This is a genomic window from Nocardioides abyssi (assembly GCF_030412915.1).
GTDB lineage: Bacteria > Actinomycetota > Actinomycetes > Propionibacteriales > Nocardioidaceae > Nocardioides > Nocardioides abyssi.
The window spans coordinates 1-26,061 of record NZ_JAUHJR010000003.1; the positions used below are offsets into that span (position 1 = coordinate 1).

Annotated in this window: 22 protein-coding genes and 1 rRNA gene; 3 read left to right on the forward strand and 20 right to left on the reverse strand. The window is 72.6% G+C overall.

Translation table 11 applies throughout. The features are described 5' to 3' along the window. The 11 genes from QWY29_RS09025 to argC all read right to left on the reverse strand — a co-directional run. Positions 1 to 93: ribosomal RNA gene (locus tag QWY29_RS09025) — 16S ribosomal RNA — on the reverse strand; the annotation flags it as partial. A gap of 434 nt (positions 94 to 527) precedes the next feature. Then, a complete protein-coding gene (locus tag QWY29_RS09030; RefSeq protein WP_300960401.1) occupies positions 528 to 1,124 on the reverse strand; it encodes a DNA-3-methyladenine glycosylase in 597 nt (198 codons plus the stop codon). Then, positions 1,108 to 2,532: an argininosuccinate lyase gene (argH, locus tag QWY29_RS09035; RefSeq protein ID WP_300960402.1), complete on the reverse strand. Its 1,425-nt coding sequence runs from the start codon at positions 2,530 to 2,532 to the stop codon at positions 1,108 to 1,110. Before argH ends, QWY29_RS09030 begins: the two co-directional genes overlap by 17 nt. Next, a complete protein-coding gene (locus tag QWY29_RS09040; protein WP_300960403.1) occupies positions 2,533 to 3,045 on the reverse strand; it encodes an NUDIX hydrolase in 513 nt (170 codons plus the stop codon). Beyond that, positions 3,045 to 4,478 carry an argininosuccinate synthase gene (argG, locus tag QWY29_RS09045; RefSeq protein ID WP_300960404.1) on the reverse strand — a complete coding sequence of 478 codons (1,434 nt, stop codon included), beginning with the start codon at positions 4,476 to 4,478 and terminating at the stop codon, positions 3,045 to 3,047. Before argG ends, QWY29_RS09040 begins: the two co-directional genes overlap by 1 nt. 3 nt (positions 4,479 to 4,481) lie before the next feature. Further along, the gene (locus tag QWY29_RS09050) at positions 4,482 to 5,021 is read right to left on the reverse strand and encodes an arginine repressor (RefSeq protein ID WP_186345075.1); all 540 of its coding nucleotides are present in this window, start codon (positions 5,019 to 5,021) and stop codon (positions 4,482 to 4,484) included. Next, on the reverse strand, positions 5,021 to 5,959 hold the full coding sequence (gene argF, locus QWY29_RS09055) for an ornithine carbamoyltransferase (protein WP_300960774.1): 939 nt from the start codon (positions 5,957 to 5,959) through the stop codon (positions 5,021 to 5,023). Before argF ends, QWY29_RS09050 begins: the two co-directional genes overlap by 1 nt. Further along, positions 5,956 to 7,182 carry an acetylornithine transaminase gene (locus QWY29_RS09060; protein WP_300960405.1) on the reverse strand — a complete coding sequence of 409 codons (1,227 nt, stop codon included), beginning with the start codon at positions 7,180 to 7,182 and terminating at the stop codon, positions 5,956 to 5,958. Before QWY29_RS09060 ends, argF begins: the two co-directional genes overlap by 4 nt. Next, a complete protein-coding gene (gene argB / locus QWY29_RS09065; RefSeq protein WP_300960406.1) occupies positions 7,179 to 8,123 on the reverse strand; it encodes an acetylglutamate kinase in 945 nt (314 codons plus the stop codon). Before argB ends, QWY29_RS09060 begins: the two co-directional genes overlap by 4 nt. Then, complete coding sequence (gene argJ, locus QWY29_RS09070; protein WP_300960407.1) at positions 8,120 to 9,271, reverse strand: bifunctional glutamate N-acetyltransferase/amino-acid acetyltransferase ArgJ; 1,152 nt, start codon at positions 9,269 to 9,271, stop codon at positions 8,120 to 8,122. The genes argB and argJ overlap by 4 nt, the downstream gene beginning before the upstream one ends. Further along, positions 9,268 to 10,326, reverse strand: coding sequence for an N-acetyl-gamma-glutamyl-phosphate reductase (argC, locus tag QWY29_RS09075; protein ID WP_439117415.1), 1,059 nt, complete (start codon positions 10,324 to 10,326; stop codon positions 9,268 to 9,270). The genes argJ and argC overlap by 4 nt, the downstream gene beginning before the upstream one ends. A gap of 169 nt (positions 10,327 to 10,495) precedes the next feature. Between argC and QWY29_RS09080 the strand changes: the two genes are divergently transcribed. Continuing rightward, on the forward strand, positions 10,496 to 11,305 hold the full coding sequence (locus QWY29_RS09080; protein WP_300960409.1) for a maleylpyruvate isomerase family mycothiol-dependent enzyme: 810 nt from the start codon (positions 10,496 to 10,498) through the stop codon (positions 11,303 to 11,305). A 351-nt stretch (positions 11,306 to 11,656) separates the two neighbouring features. Beyond that, positions 11,657 to 12,817 carry an HNH endonuclease signature motif containing protein gene (locus QWY29_RS09085; RefSeq protein WP_300960410.1) on the forward strand — a complete coding sequence of 387 codons (1,161 nt, stop codon included), beginning with the start codon at positions 11,657 to 11,659 and terminating at the stop codon, positions 12,815 to 12,817. Positions 12,818 to 13,038: 221 nt separating this feature from the next. Here the strand turns inward: QWY29_RS09085 and pheT are convergent, their stop codons facing one another. The 3 genes from pheT to QWY29_RS09100 form a co-directional block, all read right to left on the reverse strand. Continuing rightward, a complete protein-coding gene (gene pheT / locus QWY29_RS09090) occupies positions 13,039 to 15,522 on the reverse strand; it encodes a phenylalanine--tRNA ligase subunit beta (RefSeq protein ID WP_300960411.1) in 2,484 nt (827 codons plus the stop codon). Positions 15,523 to 15,529: 7 nt separating this feature from the next. After that, a complete protein-coding gene (gene pheS / locus QWY29_RS09095; RefSeq protein ID WP_300960412.1) occupies positions 15,530 to 16,636 on the reverse strand; it encodes a phenylalanine--tRNA ligase subunit alpha in 1,107 nt (368 codons plus the stop codon). A gap of 125 nt (positions 16,637 to 16,761) precedes the next feature. Further along, positions 16,762 to 17,769, reverse strand: a complete 1,008-nt coding sequence (locus QWY29_RS09100) for a LacI family DNA-binding transcriptional regulator (RefSeq protein ID WP_300960413.1) — start codon at positions 17,767 to 17,769, stop codon at positions 16,762 to 16,764. 136 nt (positions 17,770 to 17,905) lie between these two features. Between QWY29_RS09100 and QWY29_RS09105 the strand changes: the two genes are divergently transcribed. Further along, positions 17,906 to 18,739, forward strand: a complete 834-nt coding sequence (locus tag QWY29_RS09105; protein ID WP_300960414.1) for a phytanoyl-CoA dioxygenase family protein — start codon at positions 17,906 to 17,908, stop codon at positions 18,737 to 18,739. A 160-nt stretch (positions 18,740 to 18,899) separates the two neighbouring features. Here QWY29_RS09105 and QWY29_RS09110 read toward each other — a convergent pair whose 3' ends face one another. The 6 genes from QWY29_RS09110 to QWY29_RS09135 form a co-directional block, all read right to left on the reverse strand. Continuing rightward, the gene (locus tag QWY29_RS09110) at positions 18,900 to 20,108 is read right to left on the reverse strand and encodes a hypothetical protein (protein WP_300960415.1); all 1,209 of its coding nucleotides are present in this window, start codon (positions 20,106 to 20,108) and stop codon (positions 18,900 to 18,902) included. Continuing rightward, complete coding sequence (locus QWY29_RS09115) at positions 20,105 to 21,070, reverse strand: TolB family protein (RefSeq protein WP_300960416.1); 966 nt, start codon at positions 21,068 to 21,070, stop codon at positions 20,105 to 20,107. Before QWY29_RS09115 ends, QWY29_RS09110 begins: the two co-directional genes overlap by 4 nt. Positions 21,071 to 21,174: 104 nt before the next feature. Continuing rightward, positions 21,175 to 22,182, reverse strand: a complete 1,008-nt coding sequence (locus tag QWY29_RS09120; protein WP_300960417.1) for an ABC transporter permease — start codon at positions 22,180 to 22,182, stop codon at positions 21,175 to 21,177. Next, on the reverse strand, positions 22,179 to 23,168 hold the full coding sequence (locus tag QWY29_RS09125; RefSeq protein ID WP_300960418.1) for an ABC transporter permease: 990 nt from the start codon (positions 23,166 to 23,168) through the stop codon (positions 22,179 to 22,181). Before QWY29_RS09125 ends, QWY29_RS09120 begins: the two co-directional genes overlap by 4 nt. Continuing rightward, positions 23,165 to 24,760 carry a sugar ABC transporter ATP-binding protein gene (locus QWY29_RS09130; protein ID WP_300960419.1) on the reverse strand — a complete coding sequence of 532 codons (1,596 nt, stop codon included), beginning with the start codon at positions 24,758 to 24,760 and terminating at the stop codon, positions 23,165 to 23,167. Before QWY29_RS09130 ends, QWY29_RS09125 begins: the two co-directional genes overlap by 4 nt. Before the next feature lie 7 nt (positions 24,761 to 24,767). After that, positions 24,768 to 25,847, reverse strand: coding sequence for an ABC transporter substrate-binding protein (locus tag QWY29_RS09135; protein ID WP_300960420.1), 1,080 nt, complete (start codon positions 25,845 to 25,847; stop codon positions 24,768 to 24,770). Between the last annotated feature and the right edge of the window lie 214 nt (positions 25,848 to 26,061).

Sequence of the window (26,061 nt, forward strand, 5' to 3'; positions counted from 1 at the left end):
TCGTGTACCCCCGAAGGAGCCTTACCGCTCGACTTGCATGTGTTAAGCACGCCGCCAGCGTTCGTCCTGAGCCAGGATCAAACTCTCCGTTGAAAAACAACACCAACACACCCATACAGGCGTGTCAGAAAAAGAGATGCCCTGACAGACGACACTGACAAATCAATTGTCAGAATCATTGTCAAAGAAACCATCAACCACACACCACCAAAGGCGACATGCAGTCGACGGGGCATAACAAACTAATTCGTCGACTATGACACACTGTTGAGTTCTCAAGGATCACGCACACTCCGTCCAGACCCTTGCGGGCCGGCCCGGAGGCAACCTGCAGAAACTTACCGGTTCCGATCCTCCTGCGCAACTCCGAGAGCTGGGCGATCCGGAGGATCCGAGCCGGAAACAACGATCCCCGTGAGCCACCAGCCTGTCGGCCGGGGCGGGAACCGCGTCCTGCGGCGAGAGAGAACATTACATGCGACCCCGGCGGACGCCAAATCGTCTGCGCGCGCCCGCTCGAGCGCAGGTCAGCGGGGCTTCGCGGGACGGTACGCCGAGACCGTCGGGTGCCCGGTCTGCCAGAACCGCCAGGGCCGCTCGGGTGCACCCCGCAGGCCGACCCGCGGTCCGGTGGAGACCTCCGCCGGCGACGTACCGGGCTCGAGCAGGATCGGCCCGGCGGCCAGGTCGGTGCCGTCGTGGTCGAGGGTGATGCCCAGCGCCCGGCACAGCCGCGCGGGCCCGCGAGCCAGGTCGCGGTCGGTCGACCCGGGTCGTCGCTCGCGGGCGAGCTCGATCCCCTCGACGACCTCCCCGGCGCGCAGCAGCACGGCGCTGGGGTCGCCCTCGGGCCCGGTGACCACGTTGCAGCACACGTGCATGCCGTAGGTGAAGTAGCAGTAGAGGTGCACCGGCGGGCCGAACATCGTCGCGTTGCGCCGGGTCATCCCCCGGTACGCGTGCGAGCCGGGATCGGCCGGGCCGGCATACGCCTCGACCTCGGTGAGCCGGACGGCGACCCCGCCGTGGCGGACGACCGCCCCCAGCAGCCTGGGCGCGACCTGGTCGACCGGCCCCGCGAGGAAGCCGGCCAGTGAGTCGTGGGCCTCAGGCGAGCCGGGCACGGTACGACGCCGCGCGCTCGGTGAGCTCGACCAGCTGCTCGCGCACCCGCACCGGAGCGGTCCCGCCGCGCCCGTCGCGGGAGGCGACCGAGCCCCCGGCGGTCAGCACCTCGCGCACCGCCGGGGTCAGGTGGGGCGAGATGGCGGCGAGCTGCTCGTCGCTCAGCTCGTGCAGCTCGATGCCGTGCTGCTCGCACTCGCGCACGCAGGCGCCGGCGAGCTCGTGCGCGACCCGGAACGGCACGTCCTGGCGGACCAGCCACTCCGCGACGTCGGTCGCCAGCGAGAACCCCTGCGGGGCGAGCTCGGCCAGCCGCTCGCGGTCGAAGACGAGCGTCGCGACCATGCCGGTGAAGGCGGGCAGGAGCACCTCGAGGGTGTCGACGGAGTCGAAGACCGGCTCCTTGTCCTCCTGGAGGTCGCGGTTGTAGGCCAGCGGCAGCGCCTTGAGCGTGGCCATCAGCCCGGACAGGTTGCCGATGACGCGGCCGGCCTTGCCGCGGGCGAGCTCGGCGATGTCGGGGTTCTTCTTCTGCGGCATGATGCTCGACCCCGTCGACCAGGAGTCGTGCAGCGTGACGAAGCCGAACTCCTTGGTGGCCCAGAGGATGACCTCCTCGGCCATCCGGCTGACGTCCACGCCGACCTGGGCGGCCACGAAGGCGAGCTCGGCGACGAAGTCGCGCGAGGCGGTGCCGTCGATGGAGTTGGCGGTGGAGCCGGTGAAGCCGAGCTCGGCGGCCACCCCGGTCGGGTCGAGGCCGAGGGACTGGCCGGCCAGCGCCCCGGAGCCGTACGGCGAGTCGGCGGCGACCCGCGCGTCCCAGTCGAGCAGCCGGTCGACGTCGCGCAGCAGCGGCCACGCGTGCGCCATCAGGTGGTGGGACAGCAGCACCGGCTGGGCGTGCTGGAGGTGGGTGCGGCCGGGCATGATCGTCGGCTCCGGCTCGAGGTGCTCCCGGGCCTGCCCGGCCAGCACGTCGACGAGGTCGAGGACCTGGCCGGCGACGACGCGGGCGTGGTCGCGCAGGAAGACCTTGAACAGGGTGGCGATCTGGTCGTTGCGGCTGCGGCCGGCGCGCAGGCGCCCGCCGACCTCGGGGCCGACCTCCTCGAGGAGGAGCCGCTCGAGCGCGCCGTGGACGTCCTCGTCGGAGTGGTCCGGGTGGAGCTCGCCGGCGGCGTACCGCTCCCCCAGCACGTCGAGCCCGCGCTGGAGCTCGGCCAGGTCGGCGTCGGAGAGCAGGCCCGCGCGGTGCAGCGCGTTGGCGTGCGCGCGGGACCCGGCCAGGTCGTAGGGGGTGAGCCGCCAGTCGAAGTGCGTCGAGCGCGAGAGCGCGTCGAGCTCGGGCGAGGGACCGCCGGCGAACCGTCCGCCCCAGAGCTTGCCCTCGTTGGTGGTGCTCACTTACCTGCCTCCTCCGACCGCGTCGACCGCGGCCCGCATGATCGTCGTGAGGTCCTCGCTCACGGCGGTGCCATCCTCGTCCAGCGCCTCGGGCGTCCACCACGCGGCCCGGTCGATCGTGCCCACCTCGAGCGGCTCCAGGCCGCCGAAGTGGACCTCCTCCCCCGGCGCGAGGTCGAGCCGGACGGCGAAGTAGGTCTGGTCCTGCACCAGGTGCCACAGCCCCCAGTCGAACGCGACGACCTCGTGGTGGACCGGCCCGACCAGGTCGGACGCGGCCACGACCAGCCCGGTCTCCTCGTGCATCTCGCGCGCGGCGGCCTCGACCAGGGGCTCGCCCGGGTCGGCCCCGCCACCGATGGAGAACCAGTACGGCGAGCCGGGGTCGACGGGGTCCCACCCGTGCAGCAGCAGGACCTCGCCGGCGGCGTTGACCGGCAGCACGCGGGCGCAGGTGCGCTCGCGGACCGGCCGGGTCGAGGCCGCCCCCGTCGTCGCGTCAGGCCGCTCCATCAGTCGGTGCCGAACTCCATCGCCGCCGCGTCGAGCGCGTCCTCCTCGGTGCCGGTGGCGTACGCCGGGTTGTCGGTGATCCGGTCGTAGCCGCCCGCGGGCAGCTCGCCGAAGAGCGTGCCGTTCTCGACGAGCACCTGGCCCTGGTCGAGCGGCTGCCCGGCGTACTGCTCGAGCTTGGCGCGGGAGTCGGCGATGTCGAGGTTGCGCATCGTCAGCTGGCCGATCCGGTCGGTCGGGCCGAACGCGGCGTTCTCGGTGCGCTCCATCGACAGCTTGTCGGGGTGGTAGGAGAACGCCGGGCCGTCGGTGCTCAGCACGGTGTAGTCCTCGCCGCGGCGCAGCCGGACGACGACCTCGCCGGTGACCAGCGAGGCGATCCAGCGCTGGATGGACTCGCGGATCATCAGCGCCTGCGGGTCCAGCCACCGGCCCTCGTAGAGCAGCCGGCCGAGGCGGCGGCCCTCGCTGTGGTAGCTGGCGATGGTGTCCTCGTTGTGGACGGCGTTGACCAGCCGCTCGTAGGCGATCCACAGCAGCGCCATGCCCGGCGCCTCGTAGATGCCGCGCGACTTGGCCTCGATGATCCGGTTCTCGATCTGGTCCGACATGCCGAGGCCGTGGCGGCCGCCGATGGTGTTGGCCTCGTGGACCAGCGCCACCGCGTCGTCGTACGTCGTGCCGTTGATCGCCACCGGACGGCCCGCCTCGAAGCGGATCGAGACGTCCTCGGTCGCGATGTCGACCGTGGGGTCCCAGAACTTCACGCCCATGATCGGCTCGACGGTCTCCAGCGAGACGTCGAGGTGCTCGAGGGTCTTGGCCTCGTGCGTCGCGCCCCAGATGTTAGCGTCGGTGGAGTAGGCCTTCTCCTTGCTGTCGCGGTAGGGCAGGCCGTGCTCGGTGAGCCACTGGCTCATCTCCGCGCGGCCGCCGAGCTCGGTGACGAACTCGTGGTCGAGCCACGGCTTGTAGATGCGCAGGTCGGGGTTGGCCAGCAGGCCGTAGCGGTAGAACCGCTCGATGTCGTTGCCCTTGAAGGTCGAGCCGTCGCCCCAGATGTCGACGCCGTCGGCCTGCATCGCGCGGACCAGCATCGTGCCGGTGACGGCGCGGCCCAGCGGGGTGGTGTTGAAGTAGGCGCGGCCGCCGGAGCGGATGTGGAACGCGCCGCACGCGAGGGCGGCCAGGCCCTCCTCGACCAACGGGCCGCGGCAGTCGACGGCGCGCGCGAGCTCGGCGCCGTACTGCATCGCCCGGTCGGGGACGCCGGAGATGTCGGGCTCGTCGTACTGCCCGATGTCGGCGGTGTAGGTGCAGGGCACGGCGCCCTTGTCGCGCATCCAGGCGACGGCGACGGACGTGTCGAGGCCGCCGGAGAACGCGATGCCGACGCGCTCGCCCTTCGGCAGGGTGGTGAGGACCTTGCTCACGGTTCAGAACTCCTTGAGGGGGCTGGTGGGGGCGGACGAGTCGGCCAGGGCGAGGAAGCGCTGCGCGAGCGCGTCGCCCCCGGCCGGGTCGCGCCCGATGACGAGGATCGTGTCGTCCCCGGCGATGGTGCCGAGGATCTCGGGCAGGCCGGCGCCGTCGAAGGCGGAGCCGAGGAACTGGGCGGCGCCCGGCGGGGTGCGCAGGACGACCAGGTTGGCGCTGGCCTCCGCCGAGACCAGCAGCTCGCCGAGGAGGCGGGCCAGGCGCTGGGAGGCGGCGGCGGTGTCGGTGGGGGCGGCCGGTCGCCGGTCGCCACCCTCCGCGGGCACGGCGTACACGAGCGCGCCGGAGGAGGCACGCACCTTGACCGCGTCGAGCTCGACCAGGTCGCGCGAGAGCGTCGCCTGGGTGACGCGCATGCCGCTCTCGGCCAGCGCCTCGGCCAGCTCGGACTGCGAGCGGATCTCGCGGTGCGTGACCAGCTCGACGATCCGGCGGTGCCGGGCGTTCTTGGTGGCCGGGCGCAGCGCGTGCTCGGTCATCACCGCTCCCCCGCCGCGGCCTTCTCGAGCAGCCAGGCGAGGACGGCCTTCTGGGCGTGGCGGCGGTTCTCCGCCTCGTCCCACACGACGCTCTGGATGCCGTCGAGGACCTCGGCGGCGATCTCCTTGCCGCGGTAGGCCGGCAGGCAGTGCATCGCGATCGCGTCAGGCTTGGCGGTCTCGAAGAGCGCCTGGGTGACGGAGTAGGGCGCGAACACCTCGGTGCGCGCCGCGGCCTCCTCCTCCTTGCCCATCGAGACCCACGTGTCGGTGATGACCACGTCGCTGCCCTCGGCGGCCTCGCGGGGGTCCTCGACCCAGGTCGCGGTGCCGCCGGTCTGCTCACCGATCTCGCGGGCCCGGTCGAAGATGTCCTGCGGCGGGGTGTAGCCCTCCGGTGCGCTGATCCGCACGTGCATCCCGGCGGTGGTGCCCGCGAGCAGCCACGAGTTGCCCATGTTGCAGGCACCGTCGCCGAAGAACGTCGCGGTCAGCCCGGCGAGCTCCGGCTTGTGCTCGCGGATCGTCATCAGGTCGGCCAGCAGCTGGCAGGGGTGGAAGTCGTCGGTGAGCGCGTTGACGACGGGTACGCCGGCGTGCTCGGCCATGTCCTCCAGGTCGGTCTGGGCGAAGGTGCGCCAGGCGACCACCGAGGCCTGGCGCCCCAGGATGCGGGCGACGTCGGCGACCGACTCGCGCTCGCCGATGCCGGCCAGGCGGCCGTCGACGACCATCGGGAAGCCGCCCAGCTCGGCGACCCCGGCCGCGAAGGAGGCCTGGGTGCGCAGCGTGGGCTTGTCGAAGACCATCGCGACGGTCTGCGGGCCCCCGAGCGGGCGGTGCTCGAACGGCGCGGCCTTCATGGTCGCGGCGAGCTCGAGCACCTCGGCCTGCTCGGCCGGGGTGAGGTCGTCGTCGCGCAGGAGGTGGCGCATCAGGAGTCCTTCCCTGCTGCTATGTCGGAGGCGTCGGAGGCGTCGGAGGCGGCGTACGCGTCGTCGAGGATCGCCGGCCAGGCGGCCAGCAGCGCGTCGACGTCGGCGTCGGTGAGCACGAGCGGCGGGACCAGGCGGATCCGTGCCGGGGTGGTGTTGTTGAGCACGAAGCCGTGGCGCAGGCCGGCGGCGACCACCTCGGCGGCGGCGTCGGCGGACAGGTCGAGCCCGATCATCAGGCCGGCGCCGCGCACCTCGGTGACGCGGTCGTCGGCGGCCAGGCCGGACCGGAGGCGCTCGCCGAGCACGGTCGCGCGCTCGAGCAGCCCCTCGGCCTCGATGGTGCGGATGACGGCCAGGCCGGCCGCGCAGGCCACCGGGTTGCCGCCGAAGGTCGTGCCGTGGTTGCCGGGCTGGAGCAGCGCGCCGGCCTCGCCGAGACCGATGCAGGCGCCGATCGGGAAGCCGCCGCCGAGGCCCTTGGCCACGGTGAGGACGTCCGGACGCACGCCCTCGCTGGCGAACCAGCGACCGGTGCGGCCCATGCCGGTCTGCACCTCGTCGATCCACAGCAGGGCGCCGTGCTCGTCGGCGATGCTCCGGGCCGCGGCCAGGTAGCCCGCGGGCGGCACCACGACGCCGGCCTCGCCCTGGATCGGCTCGACCAGGACGGCGGCGGTCTCGTCGGTGACGGCCGCGGCGAGCGCGTCGGCGTCGCCGTACGGCACGAAGGTGACGTCGCCGGGCAGCGGCGCGAACGGCGTGCGGTAGGCCTCCTTGGAGGTCAGCGCGAGCGCGCCCATCGTGCGGCCGTGGAAGCCGCCCTCGGTGGCGACGACGTGGGTGCGGCCGGTGCGGCGGGTCAGCTTGAACGCCGCCTCGTTGGCCTCGGTGCCGGAGCTGGTGAAGAAGACCCGGCCGTCGGCAGCGGTGCCGCCGCCGACCAGCTCGAGCAGCTTCTCGGCGAGCTCGACCTGCGGCTCCGTGGTGAAGAAGTTCGACACGTGACCGAGGGTCTGCAGCTGGGTGGTGACCGCCTCGACCAGCGCCGGGTGGGCGTGGCCGAGGGCGTTGACGGCGATGCCACCGAGGTAGTCGACGTACTCGTTGCCGTCGGCGTCCCACACGTGGGCGCCCGCGCCGCGGACCAGCTGCAGCTTGGGCGGGCCGAAGGTGTTCATCAGGCTGGCGGCGTACCGCTGCTGGGCCTGGTCCAGGGTGCTCACTGGGCGTCCCTCACCTTCCGGGTCTTGGTCTCGACACCCGGGAGGACCTGGGTGCCGACGCCCTCCTTGGTGAAGAGCTCGAGGATGACGGCGTGCGGCTCGCGGCCGTCGACGACGGTGGCGCGGGGCACGCCGCCGCGCACCGCCTTGAGGCAGGCGCCCATCTTCGGGACCATGCCGGACGCGAGGCTCGGCATCATCTCCTCGAGCGCGTCGGGGCCGATCTCGCCGATGACGTCGGTGGGGTCGGGCCAGTCGAGGTAGAGCCCCTCGACGTCGGTGAGGACGAGGAGCTTCTCGGCGCCGAGCGCGACCGCGAGCGCGGCGGCCGCGGTGTCGGCGTTGACGTTGTGCACGGTGCCGTGGACGTCGGGCGCGACGCTGGAGACGACCGGGATCCGGCCGGCCTCGATCAGGTCGAGCACCGACTCCGGCCGCACCTTGGTGACCTCGCCGACGAGGCCGAGGTCGACCTCCTCGCCCTCGACGACCGTGCTGGCCGGGACGGCGGTGAACAGGCCGGCGTCCTCGCCCGAGCAGCCGACCGCGAGCGGGCCGTGCTCGTTGATCAGGCCGACCAGCTCGCGCTGGACCTGGCCGACGAGGACCATCCGGACCACGTCCATCGCCTCGGGGGTGGTGACGCGGAGACCGCCGCGGAACTCCGACTCGATCCCGAGCTTGTCGAGCATCGCGGAGATCTGCGGGCCGCCGCCGTGCACGACGACGGGCTTGAAGCCGGCGAAGCGGAGGAACGCGATGTCCTCGGCGAACGCGCGCTTGAGGCTGTCGTCGGTCATGGCGTTGCCGCCGTACTTCACCACCACGATCTTGCCGTGGTACTGCTTCAGCCACGGCAGCGCGGCCGCGAGCGTGCGGGCCTTGGCCTGGTCGGGCTTGCTGGTGTCGAAGGCGCCCGTCGGGCTGCTGGAGTCGTTCATGAGGAGTAGGCGCTGTTCTCGTGGACGTAGGCGTGGGTGAGGTCGTTGGTCCAGACGGTCGCCCGCTCGGACCCGGTCTTGAGGTCGATCGTGACGCTGACCTCGCGGGCCGTCAGGTCGACGGCGGTCGGGTCGGCGTGCGGCGTGGACTGCTTGCAGACCCAGACGCCGTTCATCGCGACGTCGAGGTCCGCGGGGTCGAATTGGGCGGTGGTCGTGCCGATGCTGGCCAGCACGCGGCCCCAGTTGGGGTCGTTGCCGAAGATCGCGGCCTTGAACAGGTTGCTGCGCGCCACGCTCCGGCTGACCTCGACGGCCTCGTCCTCGGTGGCGGCGTTGAGCGTCGTGATCGCGATCTCGTGGTCGGCGCCCTCGGCGTCCTTGAGCAGCTGCATCGCGAGGTCGGTGCACGCCTGGGTCAGGGCCTGGGTGAAGTCGTCCAGGCTCGGGGTGATCCCGCTGGCACCGCTGGCCATCACCGTCACGGTGTCGTTGGTCGACATGCAGCCGTCGGAGTCGAGCCGGTCGAACGAGACGCGGGTCGCGGCACGCAGCGCGGTGTCGAGGTCGGCGGCCGGCACGACCGCGTCGGTCGTCAGCACGACCAGCATCGTGGCCAGCTGCGGCGCGAGCATGCCGGCGCCCTTGGCCATCCCGCCGATCGACCACCCGGCGCCCTCGACCACGACCTGCTTGCTGACCGAGTCGGTGGTCATGATCGCCTCGGCGGCGTCCTGTCCGCCGTCGGCCGACAACCCGGCGTACGCCGCGTCGACACCGTCGAGCAGCTGCTGGCGGTCGTTGGTGAGACCGATCAGGCCGGTCGAGCAGACGACGACGTCGACAGCGCCGAAGCCGAGGTGGCCGGCGACCTGCTCGGCGACCGCGTGGGTGGTCTGGAAGCCCTCGGGGCCGGTGTAGCAGTTGGCTCCACCGGAGTTGAGGACGACCGCGCGGACGGTGCCGTCCTTGACGACCTCCTGGCTCCACAGCACCGGGTTGGCCTTGCAGCGGTTGGCGGTGAAGACCGTGGCGGAGTCGTAGGTGGGGCCGTCATTGACGACGAGCGCGACGTCCTTGCCGCCGCTGTTCTTCAGCCCGGCCTCGACACCGGCGGCGCGGAAGCCCTGGGGGGTGGTCACACTCACGGCGCGACTCCGATCGTGGTGAGGCCGGTGGACTCGTCGAGCCCGAGGGCGAGGTTCATGCACTGGACGGCGGCGCCGGCCGTGCCCTTGGCGAGGTTGTCGACCGCGCCGACCGCGACCAGCCGGCCGGCCGCCTCGTCGAGCGTGGCCTGCACGTGCACGGCGTTCGAGCCGATGACCGACTTCGTCTGCGGCCACAGACCCTCGGGCAGCACGTGGACGAACGGCTCGTCGGCGTAGGCCTTGACGTAGGTCTCGCGCACGTCCTCGGCGGTGACGCCGTCGACCACGCGGGCCGAGCAGGTCGCGAGGATGCCGCGCGGCATCGGGACCAGCAGCGGGGTGAAGCTGACCGTCACCTTCCGCCCGGTCGCCTCGGCGAGGACGCCGGTGAGGTTCTGGGTGATCTCGGGGGTGTGGCGGTGGGTGCCGCCGACGCCGTAGGCGCTGGCGTTGCCCATCACCTCGCTGCCGAGCAGGTGCGGCTTGGCGGCCTTGCCGGCGCCGCTGGTGCCCGAGGCGGCGACCACGACGACGTCGGGCTCGACGATGCCGGCGGCGACCGCCGGGGCCAGCGTCAGGGTGGAGACCGTCGGGTAGCAGCCGGGCACCGCGACCCGGGTCGCGCCGCGCAGCACCTCGCGCTGGCCGGGGAGCTCGGGGAGGCCGTAGGGCCAGGTGCCGGCGTGGTCGCCGCCGTAGAACTTGGTCCACTCCTCGGCGTCCTCGAGGCGGAAGTCGGCGCCGCAGTCGATGACGACGGTGCTGGCGTCCTGCGCCTGGAGCTCGTTGGCGAGCGCGCCGGACTGGCCGTGCGGGAGGGCGAGGAAGACGACGTCGTGGCCGCCGAGAGTCCCGAGGTTGGTCTCGTCGAGCACCCGGTCGGCGAGTGGCACCAGGTGCGGTTGGAGCACACCGAGGCGCTCCCCCGCGTTGGAGGCGCCCGTCAGGGCACCGATCTCGACGTCCGGGTGGGCGAGGAGGTGCCTCAGCAGCTCCCCGCCGGCGTACCCGCTGGCTCCGGCGACAGCGACGCGCTTCCTGGTCATGTGCATGACCATACCGAACTCCGGATGAATATACGACGGCGGGTCCGGGCCGGCGGCGTGGCGTCGGTCACGGGCCCGCTGTTCCCGCCCTGCGGTCTGGTGGTGCGAGCTGCTGCCGCGAACTGCCCCGCCAACTACGTCGCGGACCGTCGGTGCCCGTGCCTAGCGTGCGGGCATGACGCTCTCACTGGCCCTTCCGTACCCGGTCTACCTCGACCACATCCGCATCGAGTCGCGCCGGTTCCGTGAGGTGCTGGCCACGTGCGACCCGGACGCACGGGTGCCTGCGTGCCCCGACTGGACCGCGGCGGACCTGCTCTGGCACCTCGCCGGGGTCCAGTGGTTCTGGGCGCGGACGGTGCGCACCCGGCCGGCCCCGCCGAGCGAGTCCGCCCTCGAGCCGGAGCGCCCGGCGACGTACGACGGGCTGCTGGCGGCGTTCGACGAGCACTCCGCGTCGCTGGTCGCCGAGCTCGAGGCGGCCGGGCCCGACGCCGAGGCGTGGCACTGGGCGCCCGTGCAGACGGTCGGCACGAGCTACCGCCGCCAGGCGCACGAGGCGCTCGTCCACCGTCTCGACGCCGAGCAGACCGCCCGTTGTGTGACGCCGCTCGATCCTGCGCTCGCGGCCGACGGCGTGCTCGAGCTGCTCGACGTGATGTACGGCGGTGACGCGCCGCCCTGGGGACGCTTCGACGCCTCGGGGCACGCGGTGCGGGTCGACCTGGTCGACCGCGACGCCTCGATCTGGGTCCGCCCCGGGACGCTGCTCGGCACCGACCCGGAGACCGGGACGAAGCACGACGGGCCACACCTGCAGGTCGTCGACGACCCCGGCACCGACCCGTCGGCCGTCGTCGCCGGCACCGCCGCCGACCTCGACGCCTGGCTGTGGAACCGCCGCGACGTCACCGGGGTCACCGTCTCCGGTGACCCCGCGGCGTACGACGCCTTCCGGGCGGCGGTGTCCCAGCCGCTCGACTGAGCGCTGCGGGAGCGCCTGCAGCCGACCTCCGGCTTGCGGGCCGTGGTGGCTGGGGTAGGCGCAATTATGCGGGAGAGGGGCGCCGTGGGTCGCGGCTGCTTCCCGGCTCGCGGTGGGTGTACCGGCTGGTTAGGAGGGCCGCCAGGCCCGTCTCGAAACCCGCCGAGAATTTCCTCAGATTGTTGTCCAAATGGTGGTCTGACCTGGGGAAACAGCGCCGTGACTGTCGGTGGTCGCTGCTTGAGTAGACCCATGGCCAAGGATTCCCGACCCACCGCGCACCCGGTGTGCCGCGCGGTCGCGAAGTCTCGGAAGAAGGCCCGTTCGGCGTGCAGCTCTCAGCTGTGGCAGATGTCCGACACGGAGGTCTCGTCCGCGCTGCTGGAGGCGACTCGCCTCCGTGCGCAGGTCGAGGCCCTCGAGCTCAGGCTCGCGGCCGAGGCCGAACGTCGCGCGGTCGGGGACAAGGTCGGCGCGACCGACACCGCGTCCTGGTGGGGCCACGAGACCCGCCAAGACCGGCCGGCTGCGAAGCGGCGGATGCGGCTGGCCGAGTCATTGGACCGCCACGCCCCCACTGCCAGCGCGCTGGCGGAGGGCGCGATCAGCGTTGACCACGCCCGGGTGATCACCGAGTGCGTCGACAAGCTCCCCGACGACCTGCCCGACCCGACGATCCCGGAGCGGGCCGAGAAGCACTTGCTCAACGAGGCGCTCGACCGCGACCCCAAGTCACTGGCCATCCTCGCCAAGCACGTCCTCACCGTCGTCGCCCCGGAGATCGGCGAGGAACACGACGCCCGCGCCCTCGAACGCGAGGAACGCGAAGCGCGCGCCACGGCGTGGTTGACGATGTGTCCCGACGGGCGAGGCAGCTACCGCGGCAAGTTCGCCATCCCGACCCTGCACGGAGAGATGCTCAGGAAGATGCTGCTCGCCTTCGCGGCGCCGAAGCACCAAGCCGCGGCCAAGAACGAGAGCGAGCCCGAGGTCGAGCGACGGCCGTCCCCGGACGGGATGGGGGACGCGTTCTGCGAGCTCCTCGAACGCCTCCCCGCCGACAAGCTCCCCCAGCTCGGCGGCCTCAACGCCTCCGTCGTCGTCCTCATCGACTACACCGACCTTGAGAGCGACGTCGGCCGAGCCACGCTCGAGTCCGGGGAGCCGATCTCGGCCTCGATGACGCGGCGGATGGCCTGCGAAGCCGGCCTCATCCCCGCCGTCCTCGGCAGGACGTCAGAGCTCCTCGACCTCGGCCGCACCGCCCGGTTGTTCTCCGGCGCCCAGCGCCGCGGGCTCGCGATCACCCAGAAGACCTGCACTGCTGTCGGCTGCGACTGGCCCGCCCACCTGTGCCACGCCCACCACGACGAGAGCTGGCTCTCCGGCGGCAAGACCAACATGGACAACGCCCGGCTGCTGTGTCCTCGCCATCACGCCCGCATCCACGACCCGCGGTTCGAGGCCACGATCCACCCGGACAACCAGGTCACCTTCCACCTGCGGACGTAGGCCGGCAGGTTTCGAGACGCGCGCCAGCGCGCGCTCCTCAACCACCCGGGAGACGCTGGCGCGCGCTCCTCAACCACCCGGGAGACGCTGGCGCGCGCTCCTCAACCAGCCGGGAGACGCTGGCGCGCGCTCCTCAACCAGCCGGGAGACGCCAGCGCGCGCTCCTCAACCACCCGGGAGGCGCTGGCGCGCCTCCCTCACCAACGGCCCAGCAGGCCCCGTCAGGCGCGCTGCTGGGCTCCGGTGAGCTCGGCCGCACGGGCCACGGCGGCCTCGCGGGCCGCGGCGGTCTCCTCCTCGGTGAGGGTGCGGTCCGGTGCGCGGAAGCGCAGAGCGAAGGCGAGGGACGTGCGTCCCTCACCGACCTGCTCGCCGGTGTAGACGTCGAAGAGCCGCAGCGACTCGAGCAGCTCACCGGCGCCCTCGCGCAGGGCGGCCTCCACGTCGGCGGCGCGGACGGAGTCGTCGACGACGAGCGCGACGTCCTCCTTGGCGACCGGGTAGGTGGAGAACTCCGGCGCGGGGACGACGTCGACGGCACGCGCCAGCAGCGCGTCGAGGTCGAGCTCGACGGCGGCGGAGCGCTTCGGCAGGCCGAAGGACGCACAGACCTTCGGGTGCAGCTCGCCGGCTCGGCCGATCTCGGTGCCGTCGACGAGCACGCGGGCGCAGCGGCCCGGGTGCCACGGCATCCGGGCATCGGCCTCGACCGTCACCGCGACACCGAGGTCGGCGGCGAGGCGGCGGACGACCGCGATCGCGTCGGCCCAGCCGGCCTCGCGGCCCTCGCCCCACCAGCCGGCGCGCTCACGCTCACCGGCGAGGACGACCGCGAGGTGCAGCGGCTGCGCCGGCAGCGCGTCGAGCAGCGCGGCCAGCTCCTCGACCGTCGGGCGGCGGTCGACGCCGTAGATCGGCGCCGCTCCCCGGTCGGAGGGGAACGCGACGGTGCCGGTCTCGAAGAGCGCGACCCCGGTCGCGCCCCGCCCGACGTTGCGCGCGGCGGCCTTGAGCAGGCCGGGGAGGAGGGTCGTGGTGTAGGCCGGCTCCTCGTTCGAGAGCGGGTTGGCCAGCCGCACGGTGTGGCGCAGCGGGTCGTCGGCCGGCAGGCCGAGCTGGTCGAAGGCGGCCTCGCCAACGAAGGGGAAGCTCACGACCTCCACGCAGCCCGCGCCGGCGAGCGTGCGGCCCACGCGGCGGCGCAGCCGCTGTGCGCGGGTCAGGCCGCGACCGGCGCCCGGCGTCGGCAGGACCGAGGGGACGTTGCCGTAGCCGACGACCCGCGCGACCTCCTCGACCAGGTCGAAGGGGTCCACGAGGTCGGGCCGCCACGGCGGGACGGTCGCGGTCAGACGGGTGCCGTCCTCGGCCACCTCGCAGCCGACGGCGCGCAGGTGGCGGATCGTCGTGGCCGGGTCGATCTCCATGCCGGTCACCCGGGCGGGGAGGTCGGCCTCGATCGTGATCGTGGTCGGCTCCGGCGGCGTGCCGACGACGGTGACGCCGGGCTCGGCCATCCCGCCGCCGTACGTCGTCAGCAGCTCGACCACCCGGTCGGCCGCGGCCTCGCAGATCGTCGGGTCGACGCCGCGCTCGTTGCGCTTGCCGGCCTCGGAGGAGATCTTGTGGCGCTTGCCGGTGCGGAACATCGCGACCGCGTCCCAGTGCGCAGCCTCGACCAGCACCCGGGTGGTGGTCGCCGACATCTCGGTCGCCTCGCCGCCCATGACGCCGCCGAGACCGATGATCCCCGAGTCGTCGGTGACGACCAGGTCCTCGGTCGACAGCGCCCGGTCGGTGCCGTCCAGCGTGGTCAGCCGCTCGCCCTCACGGGCACGACGCACGCGGACCGTGCCCTGCAGCTTGTCGGCGTCGTAGCCGTGGATCGGCCGGCCGGTCTCGAGCATCACGTAGTTGGTGACGTCGACCGCCAACGAGATCGGCCGCATGCCGGCCAGCTGGATCCGCTGGACCATCCAGTCCGGGGTCGGCGCGGCCGGGTCGAAGCCGGAGACGGTGCGCGCGACGAACACCGGGCAGCCGGCCGGGTCCTCGACGACGACCGGGTACCCCTGGTCATCGGCGGGCGGGACGTCGCGCTGCGTCGGGTCGGTGTACCACGCGTCGTACGCCAGGGCCGCCTCGCGGGCGACGCCGCGCAGCGACAGCGCATAGGCCCGGTCGGGGTTGATCTCGAACTCGATGACCTCCTCGTCGAGGCCGAGCACGCCGAAGGCGCTCTCCCCCGGCTTTCCGGCGTCCTGCGGGAGCACGATGATCCCGTCGTGGTCCTCGCCGAGGCCGAGCTCGCGGGCCGAGCAGATCATGCCGGCCGAGACATGGCCGTAGGTCTTGCGCGCGGAGATCGCGAAGCCGCCGGGCAGCACGCCACCGGGCAGGACCACCACGACGAGGTCGCCGGGCGCGAAGTTGTGCGCGCCGCAGACGATCCCCTGGGGCTCGCCGGTGCCGTTGGCGTCGCCGACGTCGACGGTGCACCAGTTGATCGTCTTGCCGTTCTTCTGCGGCTCGGGGTCCATCGTGAGCACGCGGCCGACGACGAGCGGGCCGGTGATCTGGTCGCCGGGCTTCTCGATCGCCTCGAGCTTCAGGCCGAGGTCGGTCAGCTCGGCGGCGAGGGCCTCGGTGGTGAGGTCGGTCGGGAGGTCGACGTACTCGCGGATCCAGGAGACAGGGGTCTTCATCGGGTGCTCAGAGCTCGCTTCCGAAAGCGGTGGTGAACCGGACGTCGCCCTCGAAGAACCCGCGGAGGTCCTCCACGCCGTGGCGGAACATCAGGGTGCGGTCGATGCCCATGCCGAACGCGAAGCCGGTGTAGCGCTCCGCGTCGACGCCGCAGGCGGTCAGCACGCGGGGGTTGACGACGCCGCAGCCGCCCCACTCGATCCAACCCTCGCCCCGGCAGGTGCGGCAGCGCGCGCCGTCGAGCTCGCCGGCGCCGCGGCACACGAAGCAGAGCAGGTCGACCTCGGCCGAGGGCTCGGTGAAGGGGAAGAACGACGGGCGGAAGCGCGTCGTGATGCCCTCGCCGAACATGGCGGTGGCGAAGTGGTCCAGGGTGCCCTTGAGGTGCGCCATCGTGATGCCCTCGTCGATGGCGAGGCCCTCGACCTGGTGGAACATCGGGCTGTGCGTGGCGTCGTACTCGTCGGTGCGGAAGACGCGGCCGGGGCAGACGACGTAGATCGGGGGCGTGCGGGTCAGCATCGTGCGCGCCTGGACCGGGGAGGTGTGGGTGCGCAGGACGACGCCGTTGTCCTGCGGGTCGGTCCAGAACGTGTCCTGCATGGTGCGCGCCGGGTGGTCCGGGCCGAGGTTGAGCGCGTCGAAGTTTAGCCACTCCGCCTCGATGACCGGCCCCTCGGCGACCTCCCAGCCCATCGCCACGAAGATGTCGGCGATCAGCTCGGCGCCGGTCGTCAGCGGGTGCCGCGCACCGGCGGGCACGCGGTCGGTGGGCAGCGTGACGTCGACGGTCTCCTCGACCAGCATCCGCTCCTCGTGCTCGACCTCGAGCACGGCCTGCCGCTCCCCCAGCGCCTTCGCGACCGCGCCGCGCGCCTGGCCGATGCGCTGGCCGGCCTCCTTGCGGGCCTGCGGCGGCAGCGCGCCGATCTCGCGGTTGGCCAGCGCCAGCGGCGACCGGTCGCCCGTGTGGTCGATGCGGACCTGCTTGAGCTCGGCGAGGTCGGTCGCGGCGGCGATGGCGGCGAGCGCGGCGTCACGCGCCGACTCGACCTCCTCGGGCTTCAAGGGAGTGACCTCCACGGGGTCGTAGTCGGTGTTGGGTCCGGACATGGGGCGCCTCTCGAAGCTGGTGGCCGGGGTGTCGACGGGCTGGCCCGGTCAAGCGGTCAGTCTAGGAAGGGGCGTACGCCGCCCGCGAACCGGTTCCGGCGTCGCGCGCCGACCGGTGCCGGCGCTCACGCGGGGGCGCTCTCCCGCACGACCAAGGTGTGCGGGACGACCAGGTCGCGACCGGGCAGCGACCGGTCGGCGATCCGCTCGGCCAGGGTGGCCAGCGCGAGCTCGGCGAGCCGCTGCTTGTCCGGCGCGACCGTGGTGAGGGCCGGCACGGAGTAGCGCCCGGCCTCGATGTCGTCGAAGCCGACGAGCGCGACGTCCTCGGGCACCCGCAGGCCCCGGGTGGCGCACGCGCGCAGCGCCCCGAGCGCGAGCTGGTCGGTGAAGCAGAAGACCGCGTCGGGGGGCTCGGCGAGGTCGAGCAGCGCCTCCATGGCGCGCACCCCGTCGGCGTGGTGCAGCCGGTCGACCGGCACCTCGAGGGCGGTGTCCACGGCCAGGCCGCCGGCCGCGAGGGCCTCCCGGTAGCCGGCCCGGCGGTGGCGGGCCGTCTCGTTGCTCAGGTGGGGTTGCAGTCCGACGGCGGCGATCCTGCGGCGGCCGGACGCGACCAGGTGGGTGGTCGCTTCGCGGGCGGCGGCCTGGTTGTCGATGGCGACGCGGTCCACGTGGCCGAAACCGGCCTGCTCCCCCAGCATCACCACCGGGGGCGCGCCGGCGCGTCGCGACACCTCGGCCGGGGTCAGCGACCACGGGCTGAAGACCACACCGTCGACGCCGTGCCCCCGCGCCCCGTCGAGCAGGTCGCGCTCGCGGGCAGGATCGCCGTCGGTCTGCTCGACCAGGACCGTCCAGCCGAGCTCCTCGGCCGCCCGGACGACGTGTGCGGCCAGCTCGGCGAAGTAGGGCGAGTCGATCTCGGGCACGACCAGCCCGATGACGTCGCCACGCCCCCGGCGCAGCTGGCGGGCCGCGATGTTGGGCCGGTAGCCGAGCTCCTCGATGGCCCGCTGGACGCGCTCCCGCGTCGTGGTCGCGACGACGTCAGGGGTGTTCACCACGTTGGAGACCGTGCGCACGCTGACGCCCGCCCGCTCGGCGACGTCGCGCAGGTTGGCCCGGCTCATGCGCTCCTCCTTCCGGGTGGTTCGCGAAGTTCTTCGGTGCAGGGTATTGCAACGTGGCATTGCAACGTTGCAAACTGGGTACCGGAGATCACACCGCCGAGCACGACGACCGACCACCGCCATCCCGGGAGGACCCATGACCACCGCAGCACTCGACGTACCGATCGACACCGAGACGATCCGCAAGACGATCCACGAGGACGGGATCATCGGCTGCAAGGGCGCCTTCTCCCGTGAGTGGGTCGAGCAGCTGCGCGAGGACGTCGAGGCGGCCTTCGAGGAGGCCCAGTCCCGCGAGGGTGGCTCGGTCGGTCGCGGCCCGAACCGCTACTACGTGGAGATCCACCCCGAGGCGCTGCGCGGCTTCGTCGACCTCGTCGACCACCCGTGGGTCCGCGCCACGTGCGAGGCGATCCTCGGCCCCGACTACAAGATCGTCGAGGTCGGCTTCGACATCCCCTTCGAGGGCGCGAAGAACCAGCCCTGGCACCGGGACTTCCCCAGCCCGAAGGAGACCACCGAGGAGGGCCGCCTGACCTCGCTCGCCTTCAACGTGACCTGCGTCGACACCGAGGAGGACATGGGTCCCTTCGAGGTCGCCCCCGGCACGCACTGGGACAAGGGCGAGGAGTTCAACCACGGGATGTTCCCGCTGAAGAAGGAGTACGGCCGCTTCGAGGAGCGCGCCGTGCGGAAGTACCCGCAGATGGGTGACATCTCCGCCCGCTCCGCGCTCACCGTCCACCGCGGCACCAAGAACGAGTCGACCAAGTCCCGCCCCGTGCTGGTCCTCGGCGTCGACGCCCCCGGCGCCGGCAACGACGAGCACCACGACCTCGCGGTGACTCGCACCTACTGGGAGAACCTCCCCCAGCGGGTCCGCGACCACCTGTCGTGCCCGGTCGTCGACGAGCTCACCCCGATCACCCAGAAGCACACGATCGAGGGCCTGGTGATGGGTGAGGCCTGAGCCTCCCCCGCTCTCGGTCCGTACGACGGCCCGGCTCCCCGTTCCTCGGGTGCCGGGCCGTTCGTCGTTGGTGCGGTTGGGTACGGGCGGGTGCAGGAGTCACCGGTTCACCGGTGACCCCTGCACATCTCGGGGCAGATCTCCCCCGAGATGTGCAGGACTACCCCGAGATGTCCGGCCGGCGGCGGCGCAGGAGCCGCAGCCCGACGAGGACCGCGACGGCCGCGGCGACGGTGAGGCCGAGCAGCAGCTCGCGCCAGTACCAGGTCCACAGGGCGTCGCGGGTGCCGAGGAACGACGGGTGCGGGCCGGCCGCGACGGCGTCGGCGGCCAGGACGAGGCAGAACGACTGCATCCGGTGGTGCACGGCGACCAGCGAGCGCGGGCCGTCCGCGGTGAGCAGGACGCTGTGGGCCGTGTCGGTCCTCGTCGGCACGACCGGATCGACGCCGGACCAGGTGGGCTCGCAGTGGTCCCAGTCCGCCACCTCCCGGGCGTCCAGCTCGCGACCGTCGTCGAGCGAGAAGCGCCGCACCGTGACGTCCGGCGTGCTCCCGAGGCCGGCCTCGACCAGCAGCAGGGTCCCGCCGTCGGGCGACACGCTCGCTCCGGGCTGCGGCTCGGAGAGCCCGCGCCAGGGCCCGTGCGGGCGGAGGACGAGGCGCTCGGCCTCACCGGTGCGGACGTCGGTCGACGTCGCCGTCCAGTCCTGCTCCGACACGGCTCCCCGCCCGACCTGGACCGTCACCGCACGTCCCGCACGGTCGAAGCCCGCCGCCGCCCCGTCGGCGACGAGGCGGACCCGGCCCGTGTCGAGGTCGATGGCGGCCGGGACGTCCCGACCGAAGCGCGGTCGTGCGCCGAGCAGCGCCAGGACCGCGCGGCCGTCGGCGGACCAGCGCACACCCCGCGAGCCGAGGCGGTACGCCGCGCCGCGCAGCTCCCGCCTGTCCGGCGAGACCCCGATGTGGTCGAAGGCCACCCGCACGCCGGTGACCAGGTCGTGGAGCTGCAGCCGTCCGCTCGGCTCGCCGGCGGTGGCCGTGAGCAGCAGCCGACCGTCGGGCGAGAGGGACGGTTCGCCGCCGGCCGGCAGCGCCCACACCTGCCCCTCCGGCCCGAGGCCCAGGTTGCGACGGTTGCCGAAGTCGTTGTCGTAGAAGGTGCCGGCCAGCGGTCCGGGCCGGTCCGGCAGCGTCGGCGCGGGCCGGACGAACCCGATCCGCTGCGGGTGGCCGTCGACCGCGGTCGCCGCGGACGTCGCCGTGGACGGCCCCGCGCCGGCGAGGAGGGCGACGGCCTGGAGGACCGTCGCGAGCACGAGCACCGCCAGGCACCCCAGGACCACCCGACCGGAGGTCCGGCTCACCGGAGCAGCGGCGCCCAGTCCAGCCCCTCGGGCCCGTCGTCGCCGACGATCGGACCGGTCAGGGAGTAGCTGTGCGACCCGTCGGGCAGGTAGGCGCGCACCTTGAACCGCTCGTCGGTGTCCTCGGGGGTCGGCAGGTGGTCGGCGTTGAACTGCAGCGCGGCGATCTTGCGGCCGTCCGGCGACCAGGCGACGTCGATGAAGAAGATGCCCTGCGGCCGGGCGAGGTGGCTGACCCGCACGGGCTCCCCCTGGCCGCTCCGCGGCAGGACGACCAATTCGGTGGCGGCGCGCGGGTGCGCGTCCGGCGCGGCGTACCGGTTGGTGATGAAGGCGACGCGACGGGAGTCCGGGGACCAGTCAGGGTCGCTGTTGATCGCACCGCCCTTCGTGAGCTTCCGCAGGCCCGTGCCGTCGGGCCGCACCAGGCGGATCACCGAGCCGGTGCTGTAGGCGATGCGGGTGCCGTCCGGTGACCAGGCCGGCTCCTGCACCGGCCCGTCGGTGGAGGTGTGGATGACGCGGGTCGCACCGGTCGCGACGTCGACCTCGACGAGGTCGGCTCCGGCGGCGACGGCGATCCGGCTCGCGTCCGGGGACCAGGTCAGCCCTGCCGGCATCCCCGGCGGGTCCAGCTCGCTGACCAGGCGCTCGGTGCCGTCCGCGACCGAGCGGACCCGGACGCCGTCCCGGACGAAGGCGATCCAGCGACCGTCCGGGGAGTACGCCGGCACCTCGCCGTCGGTGAGCCGGTCGTACGTCGCGGCGCGAGGTGCCTGGGTCGCCACCGTCGCGCCGTTGCTGACGAAGACGAGGTCACCGTTCTTGACCGCCGGCGCCGCGGGGCCCTCGGCCCCGGCCGACGGGTGGACCGCCGGCGGGTCGGCGACCGCCGGACCGGAGCCGACCACCGCCGCCCCGACCACGAGGAACGCCACGCATGCCCGCCGACCGGTGCTCATGGCCGCGACGCTAGGGAACGCCACCGGCGTCCGGCGTCACCGATAGTGGTGAACCTCCGGGCGCCGGCGGCGGTCGCGGGGCGGTCGCGGGGCGGTGGGCAGCGCTAGGTGCGGTCGCCGCGCGTGAGCACCCGCTGCAGGGTGACGACGAGCAGCAGGATCGTGCCGCTGACGACCGACTGCCAGTCGGAGTCGAGCGAGCCGATCTGGTTGATGACGTTCTTGATGACCTGCAGCAGCAGGACGCCGACCAGCGTGCCGAGCACGGTGCCGGCGCCGCCGGTGAGCAGGGTGCCGCCGAGCACGACCGCGGCGATCGCCTCGAGCTCGGTGCCGACGCCCAGGATGGTGACGCCCGAGGAGGTGTAGCTGGCGATCATCACGCCGCCGAATCCGGCGAGCAGCGCGGAGGCGACGTACGTCAGCACCTTGGTGCGCACGACCGGCAGGCCCATCAGGTCCGCCGCGTCCTCCTGGCCGCCGATGGCGAGCACCGACGCGCCGTAGGAGGTGCGGTGCAGCACCAGTCCCCCGATCGCGAAGAACACCACGACCAGGATCACCGGGTACGGGATGCCGAGCAGCTCGCCCTGCGCGAGCTCGCGGAACGAGGAGCCGCGCGGGACCTTGTACGTCGTCGCGCCCTCGTCGCTGAGCAGCAGGAGGAGGCCGCGGGCGAACAGCAGGCCGGCCAAGGTCACGATGAACGGCGGCAGCGCGCCGCGGGCGATGACCAGGCCCTGGACGAGCCCGATCGCGCCGCAGACCGCGAGCGGCAGGACGAACGCGACGAGCGTGCCGTGCTGGGCGCCCCACGCGGCGAGCACCCCGCCGAGCGCGAAGACGCTGCCGACCGAGAGGTCGATGCCGCCGGTCATGATCACGAAGGTCATGCCGAGCGCGAGCATGGCCAGGAACGACGCCTGGACCGCGATGCCGGTGATGTTGCCCTGGCTGGCGAAGCTGTCGAAGCTGACGCTCGCGACCGCGACGACGACCACGAAGATCGCCAGGGCCCCCTGCCGCTGGACGAGCGACGCGAAGCGGGCGCGGTTGGCCAGCGCCGACTCGGGCGCGTTGGAGGTCGCGGGGTCGACCATGGTCGTGCTCATGAGCGCCGTGCCTTTCCTCGCCCGAGCTGGACGTAGACCGCGCCGATGACGATGACCGCCTGGACGATCTGCGCGGTCGAGTCGGGGATGTCGTGGAAGATGAGCGTCGCGGTGATCAGCTGCATCAGCAGCGCACCCGCGATCGTGCCGAGGATCCGCACCTGCCCGCCGGAGAGCGGGGTGCCGCCGATGACCACGGCGGTGATGGCGGAGAGCTCCATGAGCTGGCCGAGCTTGGTCGGGTCGCTGGCCTGCGACCGGGCGGCCAGCAGGATGCCGGCCATCGCGGCGAGCAGCCCGGAGACGACGTACGTCGTCACGAGCACGCGTCGCACCGGCAGCCCGGCCAGGCGCGCGGCCAGCTTGTTGCCGCCGATCGCCACGAGCTGGCGCCCGTAGGTCGAGCGCCGCACGACGAGCCAGACCACCAGCGAGACGACGGCGGCGATGACCACGACGTAGGGCACGCCCGCGACGTCGCCGGTGCCGAGCGAGACCAGCCCGGGCTCGCGGATGCTCTTGATCTCGCCGCCGAACAGGTTGGCCACGCCGCGGATCGCCACCATCAGGCCGAGCGTCGCGACGATGGGTTGGACACCCACCACCCCGACGAGCACCCCGGCGATGAGGCCCACCACGACGCCGGCGACCAGGCCGATGGCGATGGCTCCGACCGAGCCGTAGCCGACGTACAGCGGGATCAGCGCGGCGGCCAGGGCCATCACGGCGCCGACCGAGAGGTCGATGCCCTCGGTGCCGATCACGAGCGCCATGCCGAGCGCCACGATGACGACCGGGGCGACCTGCACCAGCTGCAGCCGCAGGGTGCCGGTGCTGACGAAGTTCTCGGTCAGGAAGACGTTGGCGAGCAGGAGGAGGCCGAGGGCGACGAACACGCCGTTGCGGCGCACCCAGTCGATGTCGAACCTCGTCCCGGACCGCTCGGAGCGGTCGGCCACGGTGGCCGTCGCGGTGCCGTCACTCACGCGTGCTGCCCCTCTGCCTGGGTGGATGTCTGGGAGTCGGTCTCGCGGTCGCCCGCGAGAGCCGCCAGCAGCTCGCTGCTGCTGAGGTCGGTGCTGTCGAGCTCGGCCTGGACGTGGCCGTCGTGCAGCACGACGATCCGGTCGGCGCCCTCGACGAGCTCGTCCATCTCGCTGGAGATGAGCACGACCGCGAGGCCCTGCTCGGCCAGCTCGTCGATGAGCCCCTGGACCTCGGCCTTGGCGCCGACGTCGATGCCCCGGGTCGGCTCGTCGAGCAGGAAGACCGTCGGCTCGGTGGCCAGCCACCGGGCGATGAGGACCTTCTGCTGGTTGCCGCCGGAGAGCTCGCGGACCTTCTGGTCCGGGCTCGAGGCCTTGATCCGCAGGCGCTTCATGAAGGTGTCGACGAGCGCGTCGATGCGCGCCTCGGAGACGACGCCCGCCCGCGACATGCGCGGCAGGACGGCCAGGGCGATGTTGTCGCGGACCGAGAGGTCCGGGACGATCCCCTCGGCCTTGCGGTCCTCCGAGAGCAGCGCGATGCCCGAGGCGAGCGCACCGCGCACGGAACCGGTCCGCACCTTGCGCCCCGCGACCGTGACCTCGCCCGAGCGGGCCTTGAGCGCGCCGTACACCGCCTTGACCGTCTCGCTGCGGCCCGAGCCGAGCAGGCCCGCCAGGCCGACGACCTCGCCGGGACGCACGGTCAGGTCGACGCCGTGCAGGCGGTTGGCGACCTCCAGCCCGGAGACCAGCAGGGCCGGCTCGCCGCCCTGAAGGTGGGACGACCCGAACTCGGTGGCGCCCTCGGCGCGCACCTCCTCGATGTCGCGGCCCAGCATCTTCGCGACCAGGTCGAGGCGGGTCATCTCGGTCATGGGACCGGTGTGGACCCACTCGCCGTCACGCAGGATCGTGACCCGGTCGCACAGCTCCCACAGCTCGTCGAGCCGGTGGGAGACGAAGACCAGGCCGACACCGCGGTCACGCAGGCCGCGGGCGACGCGGAAGAGCGTGTCGACCTCCGCGGACTCCAGCGAGGACGTCGGCTCGTCCATGATCACCACGCGGCTGTCGACCGACATCGCGCGGGCCAGCGCGACCATCTGCTGCGCGCCCAGGCCCAGCCGGCCCAGCTCGGCGGTCACGTCGATGTCGATGCCCAGCTCGGCCATCAGCTCGCGGGCGCGCCTGTTCATCGCGCCGACGTCGATCAGGCCGAACCGCCGCGGCTCGCGACCCAGGAAGATGTTGCGCGCCACGCTGAGCAGCGGGACGAGGTTGACCTCCTGGTAGATCGTCGAGATGCCGACGTGCTGGGCGTCGGAAGGACGGCGGAAGTGCACCGTCTCGCCGGCGTACCGGACCTCGCCCCCGTCGGGGGTGTAGACGCCGGTGAGGACCTTGATGAGGGTCGACTTGCCCGCGCCGTTCTCGCCGACGAGCGTGTGGATCTCGCCGGCCCGGAGCTCGAAGTCGACGCCCTTGAGGGCGTGGACGCCGCCGAAGGACTTGGTGACCCCGACCGTCTGCAGGACGGGGTCACCGACGCCCACGGCGGCCGCGGGGGCCGCGCTGGAGTGCTGGGTCACGAGTCGCTCAGAACGCCTTGCCGAGGTCCTGCTCGGCGTTCTCGGTGGTGTAGGAGTCGTCCTCGATGATGACGTCCTCGGGGATCTCCTCACCGGCGAAGAAGTCCTCGGCGGTCTGGAAGGCCAGCGGGCCGAAGCGCGGGTTGGACTCGATGACGGCGTTGATGTCGCCGTCGACGATCGCCTGGACCGCGTTGCGGGTGCCGTCGATGGAGACGATCTTGATGTCCTCGCCCGGGTCCTTGCCCGCGGCCCGGACGGCCGTGACCGCGCCGAGCGCCATCTCGTCGTTGTGGGCGTAGATGGCGGTGATCTCCGGGTTGGACTGCAGCAGCTGCTCGGTGACCGACTGGCCCTCGTCGCGGGCGAAGTTCGCGGTCTGCTCGGCGATGATCTCGAGGTCGGGGTACTTCTCCTCGACCCGGTCCTTGAAGCCCGCGTTGCGCTCGTCGGTGACGTTGTTGCCCGAGGAGCCGAGCAGGACCGCGACCTTGGCCTCGCCGTCCGTGGCGGTGGCGAGCTCGTCGGCCGCGCGCTGGCCCTGGTCGTAGAAGTCCGAGCCGAGGAAGGCGACGTAGTCCGAGCAGGGCTCGTTGGTGACCTTGCGGTCGATGGTGAGGACCGGGACGCCCTTCTTCTTCGCCGCGGCGAGCGCCGGGTCGAGGCCGTCGGAGTTGACCGGCGCGACGATGAGGAACTGGGCGCCCTGGTTGAGCATGTCCTGGATGTCGGCGATCTGCTTGGGCAGCTCGGCGTTGGCGTTGGTGGTGATGAGCTTCTTGACGCCCACCTCCTGCGCGGCGGCCTTGATCGACTCGGTCTCCGCGGCGCGGAAGGCGGCAGTGTCCGGCTCGGACTGGGAGAAGCCGACGACGGCGTTCTTCAGGTCCAGCTTCTCGGCGCCGTACTTCTCCAGCGTGCAGCCGGGACCCGAGTTCTCGGTCTCCTTGACGACCTGCTCGTCGTTGCCGCTGCCCGGGTCCGAGGCGGTGTCGTCGCCGGAGTTGGTGCACCCCGACAGCGCCAGGCCGGCTGCGGCGACCGCAGCGAGGGACCTCCACGCGGCGGTGGACTTCTTGCTCGTCATAACTGCTCCTCGAAGTGGTCGGTGCGGCCTGCGCGGGATCGCGTGAGATCGCCGTCACAGCCTCGGACAAGCAAACATGACCGCACACGAAAGCGCAACGGCCTGAGCCAAGTTCACCCGAACGCACACCGAACGCGCCGCACCGCTCGACGCGATCGTGCGTCATGGCGTAACGTCCCGCCTGGAAAGTGGGCTGCGACACACCAGCACACCG

Excerpts from the sequence above, each read along its gene's own strand:
- QWY29_RS09100 (WP_300960413.1), bottom strand. The coding sequence starts at position 17,769 with ATGAGCCGGGCCAACCTGCGCGACGTCGCCGAGCGGGCGGGCGTCAGC.
- argC (WP_439117415.1), bottom strand. The coding sequence starts at position 10,326 with ATGCACATGACCAGGAAGCGCGTCGCTGTCGCCGGAGCCAGCGGGTAC.
- QWY29_RS09050 (WP_186345075.1), bottom strand. The coding sequence starts at position 5,021 with ATGACCGAGCACGCGCTGCGCCCGGCCACCAAGAACGCCCGGCACCGC.
- QWY29_RS09135 (WP_300960420.1), bottom strand. The coding sequence starts at position 25,847 with ATGACGAGCAAGAAGTCCACCGCCGCGTGGAGGTCCCTCGCTGCGGTC.
- QWY29_RS09115 (WP_300960416.1), bottom strand. The coding sequence starts at position 21,070 with ATGAGCACCGGTCGGCGGGCATGCGTGGCGTTCCTCGTGGTCGGGGCG.
- pheS (WP_300960412.1), bottom strand. The coding sequence starts at position 16,636 with ATGTCCGGACCCAACACCGACTACGACCCCGTGGAGGTCACTCCCTTG.
- pheT (WP_300960411.1), bottom strand. The coding sequence starts at position 15,522 with ATGAAGACCCCTGTCTCCTGGATCCGCGAGTACGTCGACCTCCCGACC.
- QWY29_RS09085 (WP_300960410.1), top strand. The coding sequence starts at position 11,657 with ATGTCCGACACGGAGGTCTCGTCCGCGCTGCTGGAGGCGACTCGCCTC.
- QWY29_RS09040 (WP_300960403.1), bottom strand. The coding sequence starts at position 3,045 with ATGGAGCGGCCTGACGCGACGACGGGGGCGGCCTCGACCCGGCCGGTC.
- QWY29_RS09105 (WP_300960414.1), top strand. The coding sequence starts at position 17,906 with ATGACCACCGCAGCACTCGACGTACCGATCGACACCGAGACGATCCGC.
- argB (WP_300960406.1), bottom strand. The coding sequence starts at position 8,123 with ATGAACGACTCCAGCAGCCCGACGGGCGCCTTCGACACCAGCAAGCCC.
- QWY29_RS09080 (WP_300960409.1), top strand. The coding sequence starts at position 10,496 with ATGACGCTCTCACTGGCCCTTCCGTACCCGGTCTACCTCGACCACATC.
- QWY29_RS09120 (WP_300960417.1), bottom strand. The coding sequence starts at position 22,182 with ATGAGCACGACCATGGTCGACCCCGCGACCTCCAACGCGCCCGAGTCG.